Source organism: Rhizobium sp. BR 250, assembly GCF_047445855.1.
Classification (GTDB): domain Bacteria; phylum Pseudomonadota; class Alphaproteobacteria; order Rhizobiales; family Rhizobiaceae; genus Agrobacterium; species Agrobacterium tumefaciens_I.
On record NZ_JARWKW010000004.1, the window covers coordinates 394,760 to 411,977 of the forward strand.

The 17,218-nt window shown below is 55.2% G+C and carries 14 protein-coding genes; 9 read left to right on the forward strand and 5 right to left on the reverse strand.

Translation table 11 applies throughout. From position 1 onward, the window contains the following. Positions 1 to 97 precede the first annotated feature (97 nt). The gene (locus QD336_RS09270) at positions 98 to 2,698 is read left to right on the forward strand and encodes a hypothetical protein (protein ID WP_499170343.1); all 2,601 of its coding nucleotides are present in this window, start codon (positions 98 to 100) and stop codon (positions 2,696 to 2,698) included. A 55-nt stretch (positions 2,699 to 2,753) separates the two neighbouring features. Here the strand turns inward: QD336_RS09270 and QD336_RS09275 are convergent, their stop codons facing one another. The 3 genes from QD336_RS09275 to QD336_RS09285 form a co-directional block, all read right to left on the reverse strand. Next, a complete protein-coding gene (locus tag QD336_RS09275; protein WP_142911812.1) occupies positions 2,754 to 3,323 on the reverse strand; it encodes a tyrosine-type recombinase/integrase in 570 nt (189 codons plus the stop codon). Between the two features lie 181 nt (positions 3,324 to 3,504). Next, positions 3,505 to 4,323, reverse strand: a complete 819-nt coding sequence (locus QD336_RS09280) for an ABC transporter permease (RefSeq protein WP_373692755.1) — start codon at positions 4,321 to 4,323, stop codon at positions 3,505 to 3,507. Between the two features lie 161 nt (positions 4,324 to 4,484). Then, complete coding sequence (locus QD336_RS09285; protein WP_142911814.1) at positions 4,485 to 4,976, reverse strand: hypothetical protein; 492 nt, start codon at positions 4,974 to 4,976, stop codon at positions 4,485 to 4,487. Positions 4,977 to 5,260: 284 nt separating this feature from the next. Between QD336_RS09285 and QD336_RS09290 the strand changes: the two genes are divergently transcribed. After that, positions 5,261 to 6,175, forward strand: a complete 915-nt coding sequence (locus tag QD336_RS09290; protein ID WP_142911815.1) for a hypothetical protein — start codon at positions 5,261 to 5,263, stop codon at positions 6,173 to 6,175. Further along, positions 6,172 to 6,663 (forward strand): hypothetical protein, encoded by a 492-nt coding sequence (locus tag QD336_RS09295; protein ID WP_499170345.1) that lies wholly within the window; start codon positions 6,172 to 6,174, stop codon positions 6,661 to 6,663. The genes QD336_RS09290 and QD336_RS09295 overlap by 4 nt, the downstream gene beginning before the upstream one ends. A gap of 43 nt (positions 6,664 to 6,706) precedes the next feature. On the opposite strand, the gene QD336_RS09300 is transcribed toward QD336_RS09295, so the two are convergent. Then, entirely contained in the window at positions 6,707 to 7,204 is a 498-nt protein-coding gene (locus tag QD336_RS09300; protein WP_499170346.1) for a hypothetical protein, read from the reverse strand. A 287-nt stretch (positions 7,205 to 7,491) separates the two neighbouring features. Between QD336_RS09300 and QD336_RS09305 the strand changes: the two genes are divergently transcribed. From QD336_RS09305 to QD336_RS09320, 4 genes are all read left to right on the forward strand, one after another. Continuing rightward, the gene (locus QD336_RS09305; RefSeq protein WP_499170347.1) at positions 7,492 to 8,427 is read left to right on the forward strand and encodes an SIR2 family protein; all 936 of its coding nucleotides are present in this window, start codon (positions 7,492 to 7,494) and stop codon (positions 8,425 to 8,427) included. After that, positions 8,424 to 10,175 carry an ATP-binding protein gene (locus QD336_RS09310; protein WP_142911819.1) on the forward strand — a complete coding sequence of 584 codons (1,752 nt, stop codon included), beginning with the start codon at positions 8,424 to 8,426 and terminating at the stop codon, positions 10,173 to 10,175. The genes QD336_RS09305 and QD336_RS09310 overlap by 4 nt, the downstream gene beginning before the upstream one ends. Before the next feature lie 99 nt (positions 10,176 to 10,274). Continuing rightward, positions 10,275 to 13,292: a class I SAM-dependent DNA methyltransferase gene (locus QD336_RS09315; protein WP_142911820.1), complete on the forward strand. Its 3,018-nt coding sequence runs from the start codon at positions 10,275 to 10,277 to the stop codon at positions 13,290 to 13,292. Then, entirely contained in the window at positions 13,289 to 14,227 is a 939-nt protein-coding gene (locus QD336_RS09320; RefSeq protein WP_204814830.1) for a restriction endonuclease, read from the forward strand. The genes QD336_RS09315 and QD336_RS09320 overlap by 4 nt, the downstream gene beginning before the upstream one ends. 460 nt (positions 14,228 to 14,687) lie before the next feature. Here QD336_RS09320 and QD336_RS09325 read toward each other — a convergent pair whose 3' ends face one another. After that, on the reverse strand, positions 14,688 to 15,599 hold the full coding sequence (locus QD336_RS09325) for a DMT family transporter (RefSeq protein WP_499170350.1): 912 nt from the start codon (positions 15,597 to 15,599) through the stop codon (positions 14,688 to 14,690). 117 nt (positions 15,600 to 15,716) lie between these two features. Here QD336_RS09325 and gcvA point away from each other — a divergent pair, with 117 nt between their 5' ends. Both gcvA and QD336_RS09335 read left to right on the forward strand, forming a co-directional pair. Further along, positions 15,717 to 16,625 (forward strand): transcriptional regulator GcvA, encoded by a 909-nt coding sequence (gcvA, locus tag QD336_RS09330; RefSeq protein ID WP_499170351.1) that lies wholly within the window; start codon positions 15,717 to 15,719, stop codon positions 16,623 to 16,625. Between the two features lie 127 nt (positions 16,626 to 16,752). Next, positions 16,753 to 17,202, forward strand: a complete 450-nt coding sequence (locus tag QD336_RS09335; protein WP_499170353.1) for a hypothetical protein — start codon at positions 16,753 to 16,755, stop codon at positions 17,200 to 17,202. Positions 17,203 to 17,218 lie beyond the last annotated feature (16 nt).

Sequence of the window (17,218 nt, forward strand, 5' to 3'; positions counted from 1 at the left end):
ATAACCTTAAGATCCTTGTCCGGTTGACCCGCTGCAATTTTTTAAGACCTGCACGGCTTGATTGCAGGAAAGTTGATGAAATCATTGCGAGCATCCAATGGGCAAAGCCGTTAAGAAAGAACCAATCGTTTCCGTTCTCGATCAGTACAAGAACCAATTTCGGAGCGTGATCGACGCCGCCGACGCGTTCGAAAAGCACGACAACGAGGGCCAAAAGCTGCTGTACGCGGCTCTGGAGAAGCTTTTTGAGTTCGGCGAAGAAATCCGCCGCGACATGTCGGCGTTCGAGGAATTTCTTGATGATCGCGGCAAGACGCTGAGCAAGGTCACCAAGGAAAACCCTTATAACGGCCTGACTGAACTTGTCTTTTCGGAAGACCGCAGCAAAAGCTGGCGTAGCGAGATCAGCAACGTTCTGAGACTTGCATCAGAAATCAAAGGCAACACTCCGTTGAGCCAATGGCTGGCAGACGGTGGCGGCATTTCCGGGCGGTACAAAGATGCGGTGTATCACTTCGCACGTCCAGCGGCCACTAAAGCGCAAAAGCTCCGGTCTTCCCGGCTCGACATGATCACCAGCGAATTAAAGCAGTCGCGTATCGTCAAAAAGGCCCTGCCGGGCGTGGCGCTTGCCGACGGCTTCCATCGCTCCCTGCTGTTTTCCGAAGGCGGCCAGACCTTCCTTGTGCATGTCCGCGACGAGGACGATCAAAAGACCATCGACAAGTATCTGCTCGAAGTCGCTGGCAACAGGAAGCCCGACGACCATCCGCTTGCCGGTCGCCCACTCTATCCGCTGTTTCGGGCAGTCGACCTGATCGTCGGCACGTGCAAGCCGTCCAATACAGGCAAACTCCAGTTGATCGCGATCTGGAACGAAGCAACCGATAATGCTCCCGTCACAAAACTGCGCTTCCTGTCGGATGCAAACCGTTTCACAAATGCCACCGTTACGCTTGCTCACGCCCTCCCGGAACTGGAAGGCAAAGCGCAGCTTGTCCTTGAACTTCCCGACGCCGAAACCTTTCGGCAGCTATTCCAGCATGATTACCAATGGCGCATATCGGCTGACGATCAGGGCATTTCCATCGTTGATGATGCAACGGCACAAACGCGATTGGTGCTTCGACCAATCGCGGATTATTCGGACAAAAGGTTGCGGCAGGGTGCGAAGCTCGGACAGAGAACACGTCATTTTCAGGCGACATGCACGGGAATGAAAGCTTCGGCCAACAACCTCGACATGGCTAGCGCCTTGTTCAAGAGGTCCAACGGTGTGCAGCTTACCGCCGACCCGACGCCAAAACGTCTCCAGTGGCTCTCCGACGGCGCGGCGCTGGAAGTCGGCTTCACCAGTGCACAAGGATATTCTGGACTGTCCTATCCCTTTTTGGATTTCGCCGCGCCGACAACTGCGCTTGACGCGCAGATGGAGCTTTCGCTGGCCGACATCGCTGCGTTCTGGAAAACCGCTTCCGCCTATGGCGAAGACCTGGCCGGCTATATCGCCGACAGCGATGTTGCCGACGCAGCTTTTTGCATCGACCACACATTTGAAGGCGGCGATCACTTGGAATATGTCTCTCCGATGGTCCTCGGGGTTTCTATGGCCCGGACCCAAGTATGCGAGGATTTTGTCGCCGCGCTGGTTCCGCCGCCGGTTTCTCCCACGCCGCCATCAGGTCCGAAAGGGAGAAATCCATCGAAATCACCAGTTTTAACCACGCCAGTCGCATCGTCATCGTCGTCCGAGCCGCGGCCCCGAAACTACAAGCTGATCGATAAGAACAGACGCGCAAAGACCATATTCCCGGCCACGCCGTCCTCCAGCAGACGCGCATTCGGTGCCTTCATCACGAGTTTTTTGCCTGATGATCCCGGACACCGAGCCGACCGGAAATTCGATTTCGAATGGCAACTCGAATGGTGGCGGCGCATGACCGATATTCCGGTTCATGTCATTGCGTCCAATTGGACTGACGGGGAAGTTGCCGCCAGCAAGGAGCTTGGTCTACTTGCCGAGCATGGCGGCGGCATCACGCGCGTCGGCCCACGTATCCTTATCGAGAACCGCATCGAATGCCTAAAGCAGCTCTATGAGAGCGATTTCGATTGGGGCATCGTCATGGATGACGATGCCGTACTGATGCAGGCGGAAAGCCATAACAGCAGTTATCGGCTCTTTGCGGAAATGGCAGCGAAGGGAAAAGCCGCCTACGATGGCGTCGATGTTTTTGCTCCGATCTATGGACGGAAGGTTCCGTTCAACAAGGAGCTTAATGGCCCCGGAAATCCGTATGCGTCCAATCACGTCTTCAAGAAAAACACTGATCTTAAAGGCAGCATGATCGTTGTCCGAAACTTTGCGAAGGACGAACGCCCGCTCTTGCTGCCCGATTCCAGCTTCCGCACACATGGCGAAGACACCTATCTTGTGCTGCAAGCCATCTCACTCGGCTACTCGACTATGACCTCGTGGAACATGGTTCTGGAAGAGCTGTCAGGCGAAAGCACGTTCGCAAACGGTGACGATGACCGAACGGAAAAGATGCGGGAGGGGCATGAGCTCCTCGTCGAAAAATTCGGCGAGCTTGGTTTGCGCATGAAGACTGGTTCGCATACCCTCGATAAGAAGGGGTTCGAAACCCGATGCTGGGGCGAGAAGTCAAAGCGGATCGAGATCCCTAAACCTCTGTAGCTTCGGTCAGAAAAGTTCGTTGAGCGAACTTTTGCCTTGTCGGATCGGGCGGCGGTCAAAGCAAATCGACCGCTGCTTTCATCATTTCGTCACGGACATCGATGTAGCGTTGCGTGGTCGTCAGGTTTCGGTGCCCCGCCAGCGTCATGATGACTTTGGGGCTGACGCCGGAATGCGCAAGTCGTGTGATGAACCAACGGCGACCGCTGTGCGAGGTCGCGCCATCGAGACCGGCGCTCTTATATAATTGCCCCATCAACTGGCAGAGGGTGTTTGCGGAAAACGCCGTGCGCTTCTGCGTCAACAGTAGCGGTACATCGGCACCCCGATTTTCGGACCAGTCCGTTCGATGGCGGTCGATCTCCCGGCGTAGCTTCTCATTTAAAAACACCACGCGGGCATGGCCGCCCTTGGTGATCTCGGCCCGCAGCCGCAGTTGCTCGCGAACCTTCCCGTCGCTGTCGAGAACATCGCGCACCGTCAGGGCCGCAATCTCACCTACGCGCAACCCTGCGAGGTGCGACAGCATCAACGCAAGCCTGTTTCGCCCCGCATGCTTCATCTGCGCTACCACGGCCAGCAGCCGCTTGAATTCGGCATCTGTCAAAACGCGCGCTTGCTTCATCAGAACCTCACAAAAACCAGCATTCCCGTGCCGTTCGTTATGTTGCCGATGAGCAGGAAGGGCGAGCGTCAGCTTGAAGCGAGGAATTGCCCTGCAGGATCAAGGCGTCAGCGCCATCCCGAGCGCAAACGTCAGAAAATGCGCGTTTCATTAGGTTTGGATTTTGGAGGCTTCGCAGTGGCTATTTCTGTTCGCTCTCATGCCAACGACGAAGAGCAAGCGTGGACATTATCGAGGTGAGACGAAAGATTGCCGCTCCGAGAAGGGCGAGCAGGATGAGGCAGGCAAACAGGCGCGGCATATTCAACCGATATTGCGCTTCCAGCAGTCGAAAGGCCAAGCCGGCATTGTTGCCGGCCTGCCCCGCCGCGAACTCTCCGACAACCGCCGCCACCAACGCAAGCCCACCTCCAATTTTGAGACCCGCGAAGAAGTTGGGTAACGCCGACGGCAGTTTCAGGTAAACGAGAGCCTGCCAACGGGACGCGCTATAGGTTTTCATAAGGTCGGCGTGGTTTCTGTCGGCACTCTTTAAGCCTTGCAGCGTATTCAGCATTATCGGGAAGAACGTAACAAGAAACGCACATATCAACTGCGCAATCCACGGTGTCGGTGCGTAGATAAGGATGAGCGGTGCAATCGCGACAATCGGCGTCACCTGCAATGTCACCATGACCGGTGATAACAACGTCTCGATCCATCGAGATTGCTCCAATATCACAGCCGCGCACGCCCCTCCTGCCACAGCCAGGAGCAAGGCCACAAAAGTCGTTTGAGCGGTCACCCAAAGCGCCGGCCCCAATATGGTCCAATCGTTTGCAATCGCCGTGGCGACGCTACCAGGCCCCGGCAAAATGTAAGAAGGGACGGCCGATAACTCAACGTAGAGAGCCCAACACGCAATCACTACGCAAGCGCCGATAATCGGAGCAGTGACGCGGAGTATCCATTCCCTTGCTGATATTTTCGACGGGTCTACTTTGGCGTATCTGTCGGTCACGTTGTTCCTCAAGTGCAGTAATCAGCCGCACGCATATCGAGACGAGATGTTGCGGACCTTACGAAATGAGCGAAGAGCCCAAGTGCCACAAACTGCGCAGTTTGTGGCTCCCATCAGCGGTGAGGAACTGAGCAACCAGCAGTGCCGCTTATAATGTCGGCCTACTGTTTTTGCGTGCGAAGCAATAAGAGGTCCAGATCATTCAGGCAGTCAGGAAACACATCGACGCTAGATGGTTCGGTTCGGTCGATAGGAAAGAAATCCATCTGCGCTCGATTATCGGGCAGTAGCCGAACGAATATCGGTCGCGTCACGTCGATCATCAGATCGATCAGCGCGCCAAGATGGAAAGTTGTTGGATTTTCTAGCCCCACGCCATGAACAATAGTTCCGCTGGCCAATCTCTCGACATTTCGCGCAATGAAGGGGAACCAGCCGTCCTTCTCCAAAGTCGTAGGCAAACTTCGCAATTTTGGCTTTCCCGAAATCGTATAGGGCGAATATTGCGGCGGGTTGTTCGTACAAGGGTGCTTTGGCCACGGCGGGCCAAACGTGTCGAAGTATGCGCCTCCGCCAGCTTTAAAAGGAATATAGAAAACGGCTTTGCGACATTCTGGACAAGTCGCATTCGGGCCAGTGAAATAGCCCCGCATGGATTTTGGCCTCCATTCTTTCCAGACAAAACTTCTGGCCGTACGGCGCCCACCTTTTCCGAAATTGCACTGGCAGTTGTCGGCGTGATTATTCCCATTACAAGCCATCGTACCGAACCCTCCAAGGTTCCCCGCAACTACGAATAGCGGGCTAGCAATTTGCCCCTTCCCTGTGCAAATTCGTGCCTCGGGTGATGCAAGGAAAACTATACTCTGCACGGAATAGCACTCGCCTTTTCCGCGAATCATGATTTTATTGTATCGAGAAATCATGGAGGAAGTAATTGCGTAAGGTTGCCCACTATCGTCGCGTTGTCTGGCTCAGCGAGGAAAAGCACAATCTTGAAAAGCTTGTTTTGGAAGCGCTCGAATTGTGCCCGGATGTCGCAAGCACCAAGTTCGCATATCGCAGCGATATTGATGTACAGATTTCCAGCAGGTCTCTAACAGACAGTGGATCTGGAGTTTATTTCACCCTGTTCTCCGAAGGGCGAAAAGCTGCGACAATTGAAAATGGTGGCGAAAAAGTTCTGAAACGAAACCCGCCACGCGGGGAGGAGTTTTTGAAGACTGGCATCATGCTAGTGGTAAGCAACAATCATGTTGCTTATCTCGCTGACGGTCATACGAATGATGGTCAGATAACTGCATTGTTCCACCACTTTTTCAAGGCGAGAAAATTCGCGGACAGTACGACGCAGTTCTTACTTGAGCCGAAGGCAAATCATGTACAGCTCATGCGCCTACTTCAACGTGGCGTCAAATCGATCGGTTTGGGATTGACCTCGTTCGGAGCCACTGTTGAACAGCTCGGCAAGAAGGACAAAAATTCGATTTGGCTCGCTCCATTGGTGGCTGCTGCCGACGCTGTGAAGAATGCCATGACCCAAGACCGAAGTGCTGCGGAGAGAGAAGCCGCCAGCGAAATTGAGGTTAGTGTCCATCTCGGCTACGATGGTCGCCGCAATACTCACCTCGTCCCGGAACTACTGGGCGAGCTGGCTAAGGGCGTGGAAGAGAATGCTTCTGAATTCAAAATTGTAACCAAGGACGACGCAGTCATTACGCATGACAAGCTTATTATCAAAACCGATGTAACAATCGATGGCGATGAAGTCGCCTCTGACCCTTCGAGTGCCTTCATCGTTCTCAGGAAGGCAATGAAAGATTGGCGGGAGGCGGGAGTTTTCGATCAATGATCGGCTCAAGGGGATGGTACATCATAGCCAGCGCAGCCGTCTCCTTCACAGTGGCTATACTGTTTCCGGGCGCGCTGATGTCATCCATGACCGCGCTCGAAGGGATTATCAGCGTTTTCTCCATACTGGCAGGCGTTCTCGTTGCCGTGATGTCGATCATCGGTGACCCTTCAATGCTCCTCTCGGGCCATTGGCGAATTGGCTATGAGCACGCAAAGGATATTCAGAAAAGAATAGGAAATTATGCCAATCTGATTGCCATTTACGTGCTGATCCTCATTGGCGTTTTGATCGCAATCATTATGAAGGATAGCGGAGTAGAGGGCTTCAAGTGGTTTTACGCCGTGTTGCTTGGCCTCACAACTTGGGGACTGCTCCTTTCATTGCCGTTGCCTTACAGCCTCATGGCGATCCAAAAAGAGCGCATGGAAGAAGAGGTCAAACGCCGCAAAGCGCCCCAAAGCACTAGCAAAACCGAGGATAGCTAAGTCTTTTGCAGCATGAAACTGGCTAGCGGTGAACCGAATCAAGTTACGGCGAACCCAAGTCGGCATACCCATAGGCGGATGATACCCGATTTGTCTGTGGTATCAGGGAGGCAGCGTCCAGCGCGTGCTTAAGTACCTTTGTCCCGGCAGTCACCAACTGCTCATCTCGCGGGCGAAAATAGACTTTTGAACCGTGGAACAGATTGTTGCGAATTGTCCTGACCAATAGAAGCAAGGTGGCCGCGTCCGTGGGCACAAGGGAATCGATAAACTCACAATCCTCATCCGTCCGCTTTACCAGCTTGCGCGGCGGCTCCTGAAACAGCAAGCCGGTCGCAACGTCTCCCGCCACTCGGGGGAAAAACGACTTATGAAGGTCGGCAGCAAATCCGTTCCAGTTTGCCCAAGCATTCTCGCCGATTTCGCCACCGATGTAACCAGCAGCCAACAGCGCGAATTCAAAACGGGAAAACGTACCGAAAAACTCGACCACGCAAGCTGGGATCACTCCCAATCCGTCGATTTCCATTACTTTCCTCATGTGCCCTCCTCGAATAGTCCAAGCAACCGGCTTTTAGTCATCTAGTAGCGGCCGAAATCTGACTAGCGCGTAACCCTGTCGAATAAGCTTTTTTACGCTGGCTCTACCTTGAATTGTCAACCAATTTCACCGAGCTTACGACTCTCGGACATAGTGAGCACATCGATTCGACTCGGGCCAAGTTTTTGGAAATTCATGATCTAAAGCTATTGCTTCAACGCCATTTCACCGATGGTCTCGTGACAATTGTCGGCTCAGGACTCTCATGCGCCGAGGGACTACCCGGTATGGGAGCATTGGCCAAGCATCTTAAGGAGTCCTTCGAGGCAGGACTTTCGGATGAGGACAAAGCCTTGTGGATGGAGCTGACGCCGCTCATCGCAGTGAGTGGGCTGGAGGCTGCCCTGCTATCGAAGCCACCAAGCGCGACACTTGAAGCATTGATTGTTACAAAGACCGCCGAGCTCATCGCTCAGCACGAACGTCAAATCGTGACCAACGTCTTCCAAAAGACCCGCACACTTCGCTTCAGCAGACTGCTGCGTCATCTACTAAAGCCCTCAACGGGCGTGCCAGTCATCACGACCAACTATGACCGGCTGATTGAGATTGCCTCCGAGGAGGCAGGTCTAGGTGTGGATACGCTATTTGTCGGCCAATTTGCGGGTCATTTGAACGAGCAGGAAAGCCGCCTTGGCTTTTGCCGAGAGGTGACGCTGAAGGGAAAGAGCGTCCAGTATCGCTATCGGGAAAGGGTCAACGTCTTCAAGCCACACGGAAGTCTCGACTGGTATCACCGCGATGGCAAGCCAGTCAGCTACGCTGGCGACCTGCCGTTGCCTCGGCTAATCATCACGCCGGGCCTGAACAAGTTCCGCAATGGATACGAGAGCCCGTTCGACCGACATCGTGAACGGGCGAACGGCGCAATTGACAAAGCTAGCCGTTTTCTGGTGTTGGGATACGGTTTCAACGACGACCATCTTGAAACACATCTGACGCCGCGCATTAGGGGTGGCATCCCCACTCTTCTCCTCACACATTCACTCTCGGACAATGCTCTGAAGCTGGCGCGCGAAAATACCAATGTCATTGCCATCCAACACGGCTCTGTTTCAGGGACGAATGGTTCGTCGGTTTTTGTCGACAAAGCTGAAACTTTCATACCGAACCTTGCCCTTTGGGATCTCGGTGTCTTTATTTCTGAGGTGCTTGAACCATGATCGAAGCCGCTCTCCAATTTGCCGAAGACGATAAAATCGGTCGCGTCGCTTCCGTTGACACCAGCCGAGTTGCCATTGATGTCACCAATTCGGTGCTCCTCACCCGCATTGGTATCGGTCAACTCATCGCCATCAGGGGTGCAACGGAACGGGAATATCTCATAGCGCTAACTGAACGGGTGACTCGAAGCGTACGGGACGAGCTTCCTGAGATCGATGACGGCGTCGAGGAAGGGGCATTTCTAGCTACGGTACCAACCGATTTAATTCAGGCAGTGCTGATAGGAACGTTTCGTACCGTAGAAGGCGCGAAATCGAATGTCTTCAAGCGAGGAGCCGACAGCTTTCCTCAGATTGATCGAGATTGCTTCGTCATAGAAGGAGTGAACCTTCAGCGTTTCATGGGCCTCCTTGGTGCAGATTTGTCGCCCGATGAACGCTTGAAGCTCGGTACTTTCGTCGCTGATCGGTCGGCTGATGCAATTGCGAGTGGAGATAAGTTTTTTCAGCGACACGCGGCTGTACTTGGGAGTACGGGGTCGGGGAAAAGTTGGGCTGTTGCACTAATTTTGGAGCGCGCCGCAAAGCTGAAGTACCCGAACATCATCGTCTTCGATATGCATGGAGAATATGCGCCGCTCGCCGACAAAGCGGGCGGAGGGTTTGCCCAACGGTTTCGCATTGCTGGCCCCGGAGACTTGGAAGAACCAGCAGACGACGTTCTTTTTCTGCCCTATTGGCTTCTGAATCGCGATGAGATGCTTTCGATGATTCTCGATCGCAGCGATCAGAACGCGCCCAACCAAGCATCCCGCTTCACCCTTCACGTCCGGACACTTAAAGGGAAAACCCTTGATCTTGAAAAGCGGGAAACAGTCAAGAAGACGTTTACGGTTGATTCGCCGATTCCCTATGCAGCGCGAAAGCTCGTTGAACTGCTGGAGATTGACAATACGACAAAAGGGGTTGGCAAGAACGGCGCGGCGGTTAAAGGGGACTGGGAAGACAAGCTTACGCGTTTCTTGGCTCGCCTAGAGGCAAAGCTCGATGATCGTCGTTATGGCTTCATGTTCACGCCGCCTCCAGAAGCAATGGCTTACGATTGGCTGGCCGGTCAGGTCCTAAAGCTGCTCACTTCAAACAGTGGCTCAGGTATCAAGATCATCGACTTTTCCGAGGTGCCGTCGGACGTACTCCCGGTCGTTACGGGAACACTGGCTCGCCTTCTTTATGATGTCCAATTTTGGATGAATGCAAAGACGCGCACGCCAGTTACGCTCTTGTGTGACGAAGCGCATCTTTATCTTCCAGTTCGGGATGACGCTGATGCTGTACAGCGTCAAGCTCTAGGAGCATTCGAGCGCATCGCAAAGGAAGGTCGGAAATATGGCTTCTCGCTTTTGGTGGTCAGCCAGCGCCCCTCCGACGTTAGCAGAACAATTCTCAGTCAATGTAATAATTTCCTGGCGCTGAGACTAACCAATGAAACCGATCAAGGTGTAATTAAGCGCCTCATGCCAGACTCCCTTGCTGGCCTGACGAGTACCCTACCCCTTCTCGATACCGGGGAGGCATTGCTCCTAGGCGACGCGGTTCTCCTACCGACTCGGATCAAATTGGATACTCCGAAAATCCCGCCTGATAGCGCAACCCGCGACTTTTGGACAGAATGGGGCACGCTTCAGCCGCAAGACGATGCCATCAAGTCCGCAATTGAATGCCTTCGAAGCCAGTCGCGCATCTACTGATTACAGCGCAGGAGATGCCGATGATGTGCGACGTCGCAAATAATCGAAACGAGCGCCGGCAGCTAGGGCGTAGTGAATAATGCATTTATTGAGGATCGTATGAACCCGCAGGAATTCCTCGCCAAGTGGCGTAGCGTTGAACTCAAGGAGCGCACAGCCTCCCAAAGTCATTTTAACGATCTGTGTGGCCTGTTAGGCGTCGACGACCCGATCACAGCCGACCCGAAGGGTGAATGGTTCACCTTCGAAAAAGGCGCGAGTAAAACAAGCGGGGGCGAAGGTTGGGCCGACGTCTGGCGTAAGGGCTGCTTCGCCTGGGAATACAAAGGGCGCGCCGCAAATCTAGACAGAGCGTTCGACCAACTGCTGCGCTATTCTATCGCACTGGAGAGCCCACCCCTTCTGATCGTCTCCGACATGGAGCGCATTCGCGTTCACACAAACTGGACAAACACGGTTCAGCAGGTGCACGAAATCGCTCTGGAAGACCTCGCCGACGCAGCGAAGCGCGATCTTCTGCGCGCATGCTTTGAAGACCCCGAGCAGCTGCGCCCAACTAAGACTCGCCAAGCACTGACCGAGGAAGCGGCTCGAGAGTTCGCGACCCTCGCCCAACGGCTTCGCGACCGGGGCAACGAAGCCCATCAGGTTGCGCATTTCATCAATCGGCTCGTCTTCTGCATGTTCGCTGAGGACGTTGGCCTGCTGCCGAACAACATGTTTATGCGCATGTTGGAGGCGAGCCGCAGCGATGCCAGCCAATTTTCTGGCCATGCCCAAACCTTGTTTGCTGCCATGAGGTCAGGCGGCATGGTCGGCTTTGAGCGCGTGGAATGGTTCAACGGTGGTCTGTTCGATGATGACGGTTCCTTGCCGCTGGAAGAAGCTGACGTCAAAAATTTGCTGGCAGCGGCCCGTCTCGATTGGTCCGAGGTCGACCCCTCTATTCTCGGCACTCTGTTTGAACGCGGGCTCGACCCAGACAAGCGAAGCCAACTTGGCGCGCACTACACCGATCGTGACAAGATCATGCAGATCGTCCGCCCGGTAATTGTCGCGCCATTGCAACACGAATGGGCAGAGGCAAAGGCGGCAATCCAGAAACAAATGGACAAACTGGCCGAAGCCAAGGCCCGAGTTCCGGCTACCCAAGCCGAGGCGCGCAAAGTGCATATGGCCGCTCGCCGCGCCGAAGAAGCAGCCTTCCGGGCCGCCAAGGAGCTTCATGCAAAGTTCATCGAACGGCTTCGCAATTTCCGTGTTCTCGACCCCGCGTGTGGCTCGGGAAACTTTCTATATCTGTCACTTCTTACGCTGAAGGATATCGAGCATCGGGCCAATCTCGACGCAGAAACGTTGGGTCTTGGCCGTTTTACACCGTTGGTCGGCCCGGAAAACGTGCTGGGGATGGAACTCAATCCTTATGCGGCGGAACTGGCTCGCGTGTCGGTATGGGTCGGCGAGATCCAGTGGATGCGGCGCAATGGTTTCAATGCCGCGCGTAATCCGATTTTGCGGAGCCTTGGCAATATTGAATGCCGGGATGCAGTTCTGGCAGAGGATGGCTCACAGGCCGAGTGGCCAGAAGCAGATGTCGTAGTTGGTAATCCGCCGTTTCTCGGGTCCAAGTTTCATCGCAAAGGGCGGCCAGCCACAAAGAAGAAGCTGGCTTTGAAAGGGCTCGGGGATGAATACGTTGACAGACTCTATGCCGCTTACAAAGGCGAGGTGCCTGCGTCGGCTGATTTGGTGAGTTATTGGTTCGCTAAGGTGCGCTCGCTGGCCGAAGGTGAGCGATTGGCTGCGGTCGGACTCATTGCAACAAAATCAGTCGGCAAAGGCACCAGCAACAAGCCCCTTACGGCGCTCGTTACGCAAACCGATTTTCGCATTTTTAGCGCATCGAGAAATGAGCCATGGGTCGTAGATGGTGCTGATGTTCGCGTTGCGATTGTTTGCGTCAGTCGTTCGCCTAGCCAGTTTGAACTTGACGGTAAGCCGTCTGGGCACATCAACCCTGATCTCACGAGCGGCTTGGATATTAGCCAAGCTAAGCCAATCTCCGAAAATCGGAACGTGGCTTTCCAGGGCGTGAAGCTGAACGGCCCGTTCGAGATTGATGGCGCACTTGCGAGATCTCTGCTGAAGGCACCGACTAACCCCAACGGCAAGTCAAATTCTGAGGTAGTCCGGCGGTTTGCCGGAAACGATGACGTTACGATGCGCGATTGTGATGCTTGGGTTCTCGATTTCACGAAATATAGTGATCTAGACGACGCGATTCTGTTTGAGAAGCCATTTCAGTGGGTGAAAAATGAGGTTTCCGCGCATCGCCAAACCCGCGAGGTAGGCAAGGCGACTGAGGTAGAGCGACTCGAAAAATTTTGGCTGATGCAGCGCCCACGCCCCAAATTGAGAAGTGCGGCCGCGAAATTCAAGCGGATTATTGCCGTCCCAGAAACGAGTGAACACCTCCTATTTAGGTTTATCCCGCGCGACTACGTATTCAGCGGGAGCCTGTTTGCCGTATGTCGAGACGATGATCTTGTCTTTGGAGTGCTCAGCTCCCGTATACATATGGTCTGGGCGAGGGCCCACGGCAACCAAATGGGCGTTGGGAACCAAGGTCGTTATAACGCCACGAGAACCTTTCTCACCTTCCCCTTCCCCGAGGGCCTGACGCCCGACGTTGAAGCCACTGAACTAGCCAACGATCCTCGCGCAATGGCCATCGCCACCGCTTCCGCGCGGTTGAACGAACTACGCGAAAACTGGCTCAATCCGCCCGGCCTTGTGCGATACGAGCCTGAGGTCGTGCCTAACTATCCTGACCGAATTCTACCAGTAGACGAGGACGCCGCGAAGGAACTGGCAAAGCGCACCCTTACCAATCTCTATAATGAGCCCCCCGCTTGGCTCGACCAAGCGCATCTCAAGCTCGATGAAGCTGTTGCCGACGCCTATGGCTGGGGCGGTGACTTCAGAGCTGGTAAGATGACTGACGATGAAATTCTCGCCCGCTTGTTCCAACTAAACCAAGAAAGAACGTTACAGCAGAACGACGACGACATTCCTCGACCGCAAGATGCAGTGACTTCCGCAGAGGTACCAGCGTGACCTTAACTGATCCCGCCGCGGCCATCCCTGATTATCAAAGCCTGATGCTGCCGGTTCTGAAGACGGCTCAAAGCGGAGAGGTCCGCATCGGTGCTGTTGTGCAGACGCTGGCGGTTGATCTTGCCTTGAGCGAAGCCGCTCGCGCCACCTTGTTGCCGTCTGGTGGCCAGACGTTATTTGCCAATCGCGTACATTGGGCCAAGACCTATCTTGCCAAAGCCGGACTGGTTGAAAATACACGGCGCGGTCATTTCCGGATCACCGCGCGCGGAAGCGACGTGCTAGCTGCTGCCCCTGAACGGATTGACAATCGCTTCTTGGGGCGATTTGAGGAATTCCGGCAATTCACCGCTCGGGCAGCACCGCCGCCGGAAGACCGACCGTCACTTAGCACGGATGATCTCGCAGGTCAGACGCCCGATGAGATCATGCGAGCAGCGCATCTGCAGATCGAGGCGGCACTTCAGCAGGATTTGCTGGAGCGGGTGCGCGCCGCGCCATCAGGCTTCTTCGAGCGGCTGATCGTGAACCTACTTTTGGCCATGGGCTATGGCGGTTCAGCAGCTGAAGCAGGCCGTGCCTTGGGTCGCAGCGGAGACGATGGAGTAGACGGCGTGATTGACCAAGATGCTCTTGGGCTTGATCGTGTGTATATCCAGGCCAAGCGATATGCTGCGAGCAATACAGTGGGGCCAAGTGCGATCCGCGACTTTTTCGGCAGCCTCGACAGGCATAAGGCCACGAAGGGCCTGTTCGTCACTACCTCGACCTTTACAGCCAGCGCCCGAGAAACGGCAGATTACCTAAGCAAGCGGATTGTGCTGATCGACGGCGAGCATCTGACGCGGCTAATGAGCCGATACAACATCGGGTGCCGGATTGAGGAGACCCTTATAATCAAGAAAATGGATGAGGACTTCTTTGATAGAGAGTGAATGGGCGAGGACTGGCGAAAAAGCGGGCCGATGATGCCGGTAGGCAAACCAAGGCAAGCTTACTGCCGAGCGATGTCAGAACGAGCAGATCGAGCAGTTCAAGTAGCGCAGCCGCAGTACATGCACATTTCTCAATATTTAAAATCAAATACTTATAACCTAATTCTTCCAATTCCGATTCCAAAGGTCACAGGTTCGAATCCTGTCGGGTGCGCCATATTTTCCAAGACTTCTCTGTCGTCAGCCCAGCCTCGAGTTCTCTCCTGCGTTATTTCCTCGACGCTTCTTTACGTTTTCCGCTCGGCTGCATTGAGGTGAAGGGCCGTGACTACGCTCTCGGCTTCCATGCGATGACTGATCGGATTTGAGGTTTCCAGAGTGGAATGGCGAAAAATGTGTGCGGTTTTCGCCCGAAATCCCGCGTCTCAAAGAAGCGTTCATCCCACCGTGCCACGCAATTTCAAACCGGCCGGGGTTGGCGGATGGCCAGGGCCAGCCCTCCGAGGATAAGGACGACGCCGACCGCAAAGAGGGTGCCCATGCTGTCGCCGAAGATGAGCGATGATGCGATGATGCCGAAAACCGGCTGCAGATATTGTACGCTCGCCGCCACGGGCGCCGGAACACGCTTCAATATGTCCAACCACAGAAAGAGGCCAGCCACCGTAACGACGACACCGAGGTAGATTGCGGCGCCCAGGGCCGTCGCGGTGATCTCGAACGGCGTGTTGTATGCCTCGAAGCCCGCGAAAGGCAGCAATGCCAGGAAACCGAAAGTGGTACTCCATACGACAACCACGACGGTTCCGTATCTGGCCGTCAACTCCACGCTCCAGACATAATAGAAGGCAACGGCCAGCGCCGAAAGCAGCATGAAAGCGGGACCGTAGAAGGTGGTCGTCGATCCGGCAGAACCTCCGGCATTCGCCACGACGATGATCCCGGCGAATGCCGCGCCCACGCCTGCGAGTTGCCGCGGGGAGACGCTCTGACGAAGCCGTATCGCTGCAAACAGCACGATGAATAAAGGGATCGTTGCGGAGAGTATTGTTCCAACCGAAGCAGATGTTCCCGTTACCCCATATGTCTGCGCCACCTGCCCTACACCGATGCCGATGATACCGAGCATGGCAACGGCCGGAACGGCTTTCCACGGCAGGCCGGCCTTCCCGACCGCGAGGGCAAGCAAGATCGGAACGGCAACGGCAAACCGGAAGGCAGTCAGCGTCAAGGGCGGCATCGGCACCAGACCCAGCTTGGTCACCGGGATCGAAAGCCCCCACATCAGCGCCAGCAGCAGCATTGCAGAGAGGTTCCGGGTGTCGACGGGTTGCCGGGCGGAAAGCGCAGGAGCCTGGGGTGTGTCTGTCATCTGGGCATCTCGGTGAGATATACATCGTCTTCCTCACATGTAGGCGAGATGAGCCCTTGCGGACAAACCATTTATCGTCACATGATGCGTGATCCAAAGTCACACATGATCGACCAAATGACTGACAGATTGCCACCACTACAGAACTTGCGGGCCTTCGAAGCCGTGGGCAGGCGCCTGAGCATGACACGCGCGGCCGAGGAGCTTCACGTCACCCATGGGGCGATCAGCCGGCAGATCCGCGCCCTGGAGGACCATCTCGGCACTCCCCTTTTCCGGCGGCTTACCAGGAGGCTCGAATTTACCGAGGAGGGATCGGCCTTCTTCGCGGCAGTGACCCGGCTGCTTTCGGATCTGGGGCGCGAAGTCGATATCATCCGCCGCAGGAGCGAGACAGGGCGGCTGGTCATCAGTTCCGGCGTTTCGTTCGCCAGCAAGTGGCTGACCCCGCGCCTTCATCGGCTGATGGCCCGCCATCCCGAATATGACGTCCACCTCGAGGTGACGGACGTGGAGATCGACCTTTCGAAATCACAGGCCGATGTCGTCTTGCGATACGGAAACGGGCGATATTCCGGCATGGCGTCAGAGCGGGTCATGAACGAGACCGTTTCGCCGGTCTGCGCGCCCAGATATCTTGCCGAAGCCGGCGGCATAACGACGCCCGGCGACCTGATGTCCTGCCGCCTTATCCATGAGGTTGGAATGACGGCGGACTGGCACAGGTGGTTCGAGATGATGGGCCTGGCGATGCCCTCCAGGCGCGGAGCCGGCTACAGCCACGGGAGCATGTCCATCGAGGCGGCAATCCGGGGCGAAGGGGTTGCCCTGGGACGCAGCGTTCTCGTTTCGGAAGACCTTGCCGCCGGGCGGCTGGTCGCGCTGTTCCCGGATGATCGGCTTGAGGTGGAAATGGGCTATGATCTCGCCTACCGCATCGGAAGTGATGACGATCCTAAGGTGAAGTGCGTCAGGAAGTGGATAGCGGACGAAGTGCGCCAGTCGCCGTCCGCAAGAACCGATTGATCCCGAAGGGATCCGGCATCCGGGTTCGAATTCCACGATGGTACCGGTGAATTCCGCAAGGCACGCGCCGATGAACCTTCCGCCCACCCCGCGCGGTGGCCCGTTCGGCCATGGCGTCTTCATCGCATTGACGACCGGCGATATTGTTGTAACAACCGGATCCCGGCGTAACGGAACCCGCAGTCAAATTTTCAAGATATCCTTTTCACCCGCACTGCTTCGCAGCATAAACAGGAAAATTCATTTCATGACATTCAAAGCCCAAATGGCCATGTTCGTTTCCGTCTTCATTCTTTCAGGCTGCATGACGGAGGCCGACTTCAATCGCGGACAGGAAGTCATCAGCGGCAGCCCCGCGGCAAAGCGCGATGTCATCAATAGCTGCTATAAAGAAACCAGAAACAATCCTGCCGATGCAAGAATTGTCCTGGCGAAAACCATGAATGTCAGCCCGAACAGCAATGTCGCCATGACCTTCTGCTCGCGGCTGTTCAACGCCATCGCAAGCAAAAAAATCACCTATGCCGATTTCGCCAATAAGAGCCCGGCTTTTATCCGCGCCATCCAGGGCCGGTAAACGCCAGATCATACAG

What these genes read in the sequence shown, in the direction of transcription:
- QD336_RS09295 (WP_499170345.1), top strand. Translation starts at nt 6,172, where the DNA reads ATGATCGGCTCAAGGGGATGGTACATCATAGCCAGCGCAGCCGTCTCC.
- QD336_RS09315 (WP_142911820.1), top strand. Translation starts at nt 10,275, where the DNA reads ATGAACCCGCAGGAATTCCTCGCCAAGTGGCGTAGCGTTGAACTCAAG.
- QD336_RS09285 (WP_142911814.1), bottom strand. Translation starts at nt 4,976, where the DNA reads ATGCGGGGCTATTTCACTGGCCCGAATGCGACTTGTCCAGAATGTCGC.
- QD336_RS09275 (WP_142911812.1), bottom strand. Translation starts at nt 3,323, where the DNA reads ATGAAGCAAGCGCGCGTTTTGACAGATGCCGAATTCAAGCGGCTGCTG.
- QD336_RS09305 (WP_499170347.1), top strand. Translation starts at nt 7,492, where the DNA reads ATGGGAGCATTGGCCAAGCATCTTAAGGAGTCCTTCGAGGCAGGACTT.
- QD336_RS09270 (WP_499170343.1), top strand. Translation starts at nt 98, where the DNA reads ATGGGCAAAGCCGTTAAGAAAGAACCAATCGTTTCCGTTCTCGATCAG.
- QD336_RS09300 (WP_499170346.1), bottom strand. Translation starts at nt 7,204, where the DNA reads ATGAGGAAAGTAATGGAAATCGACGGATTGGGAGTGATCCCAGCTTGC.
- QD336_RS09310 (WP_142911819.1), top strand. Translation starts at nt 8,424, where the DNA reads ATGATCGAAGCCGCTCTCCAATTTGCCGAAGACGATAAAATCGGTCGC.
- gcvA (WP_499170351.1), top strand. Translation starts at nt 15,717, where the DNA reads ATGACTGACAGATTGCCACCACTACAGAACTTGCGGGCCTTCGAAGCC.
- QD336_RS09325 (WP_499170350.1), bottom strand. Translation starts at nt 15,599, where the DNA reads ATGACAGACACACCCCAGGCTCCTGCGCTTTCCGCCCGGCAACCCGTC.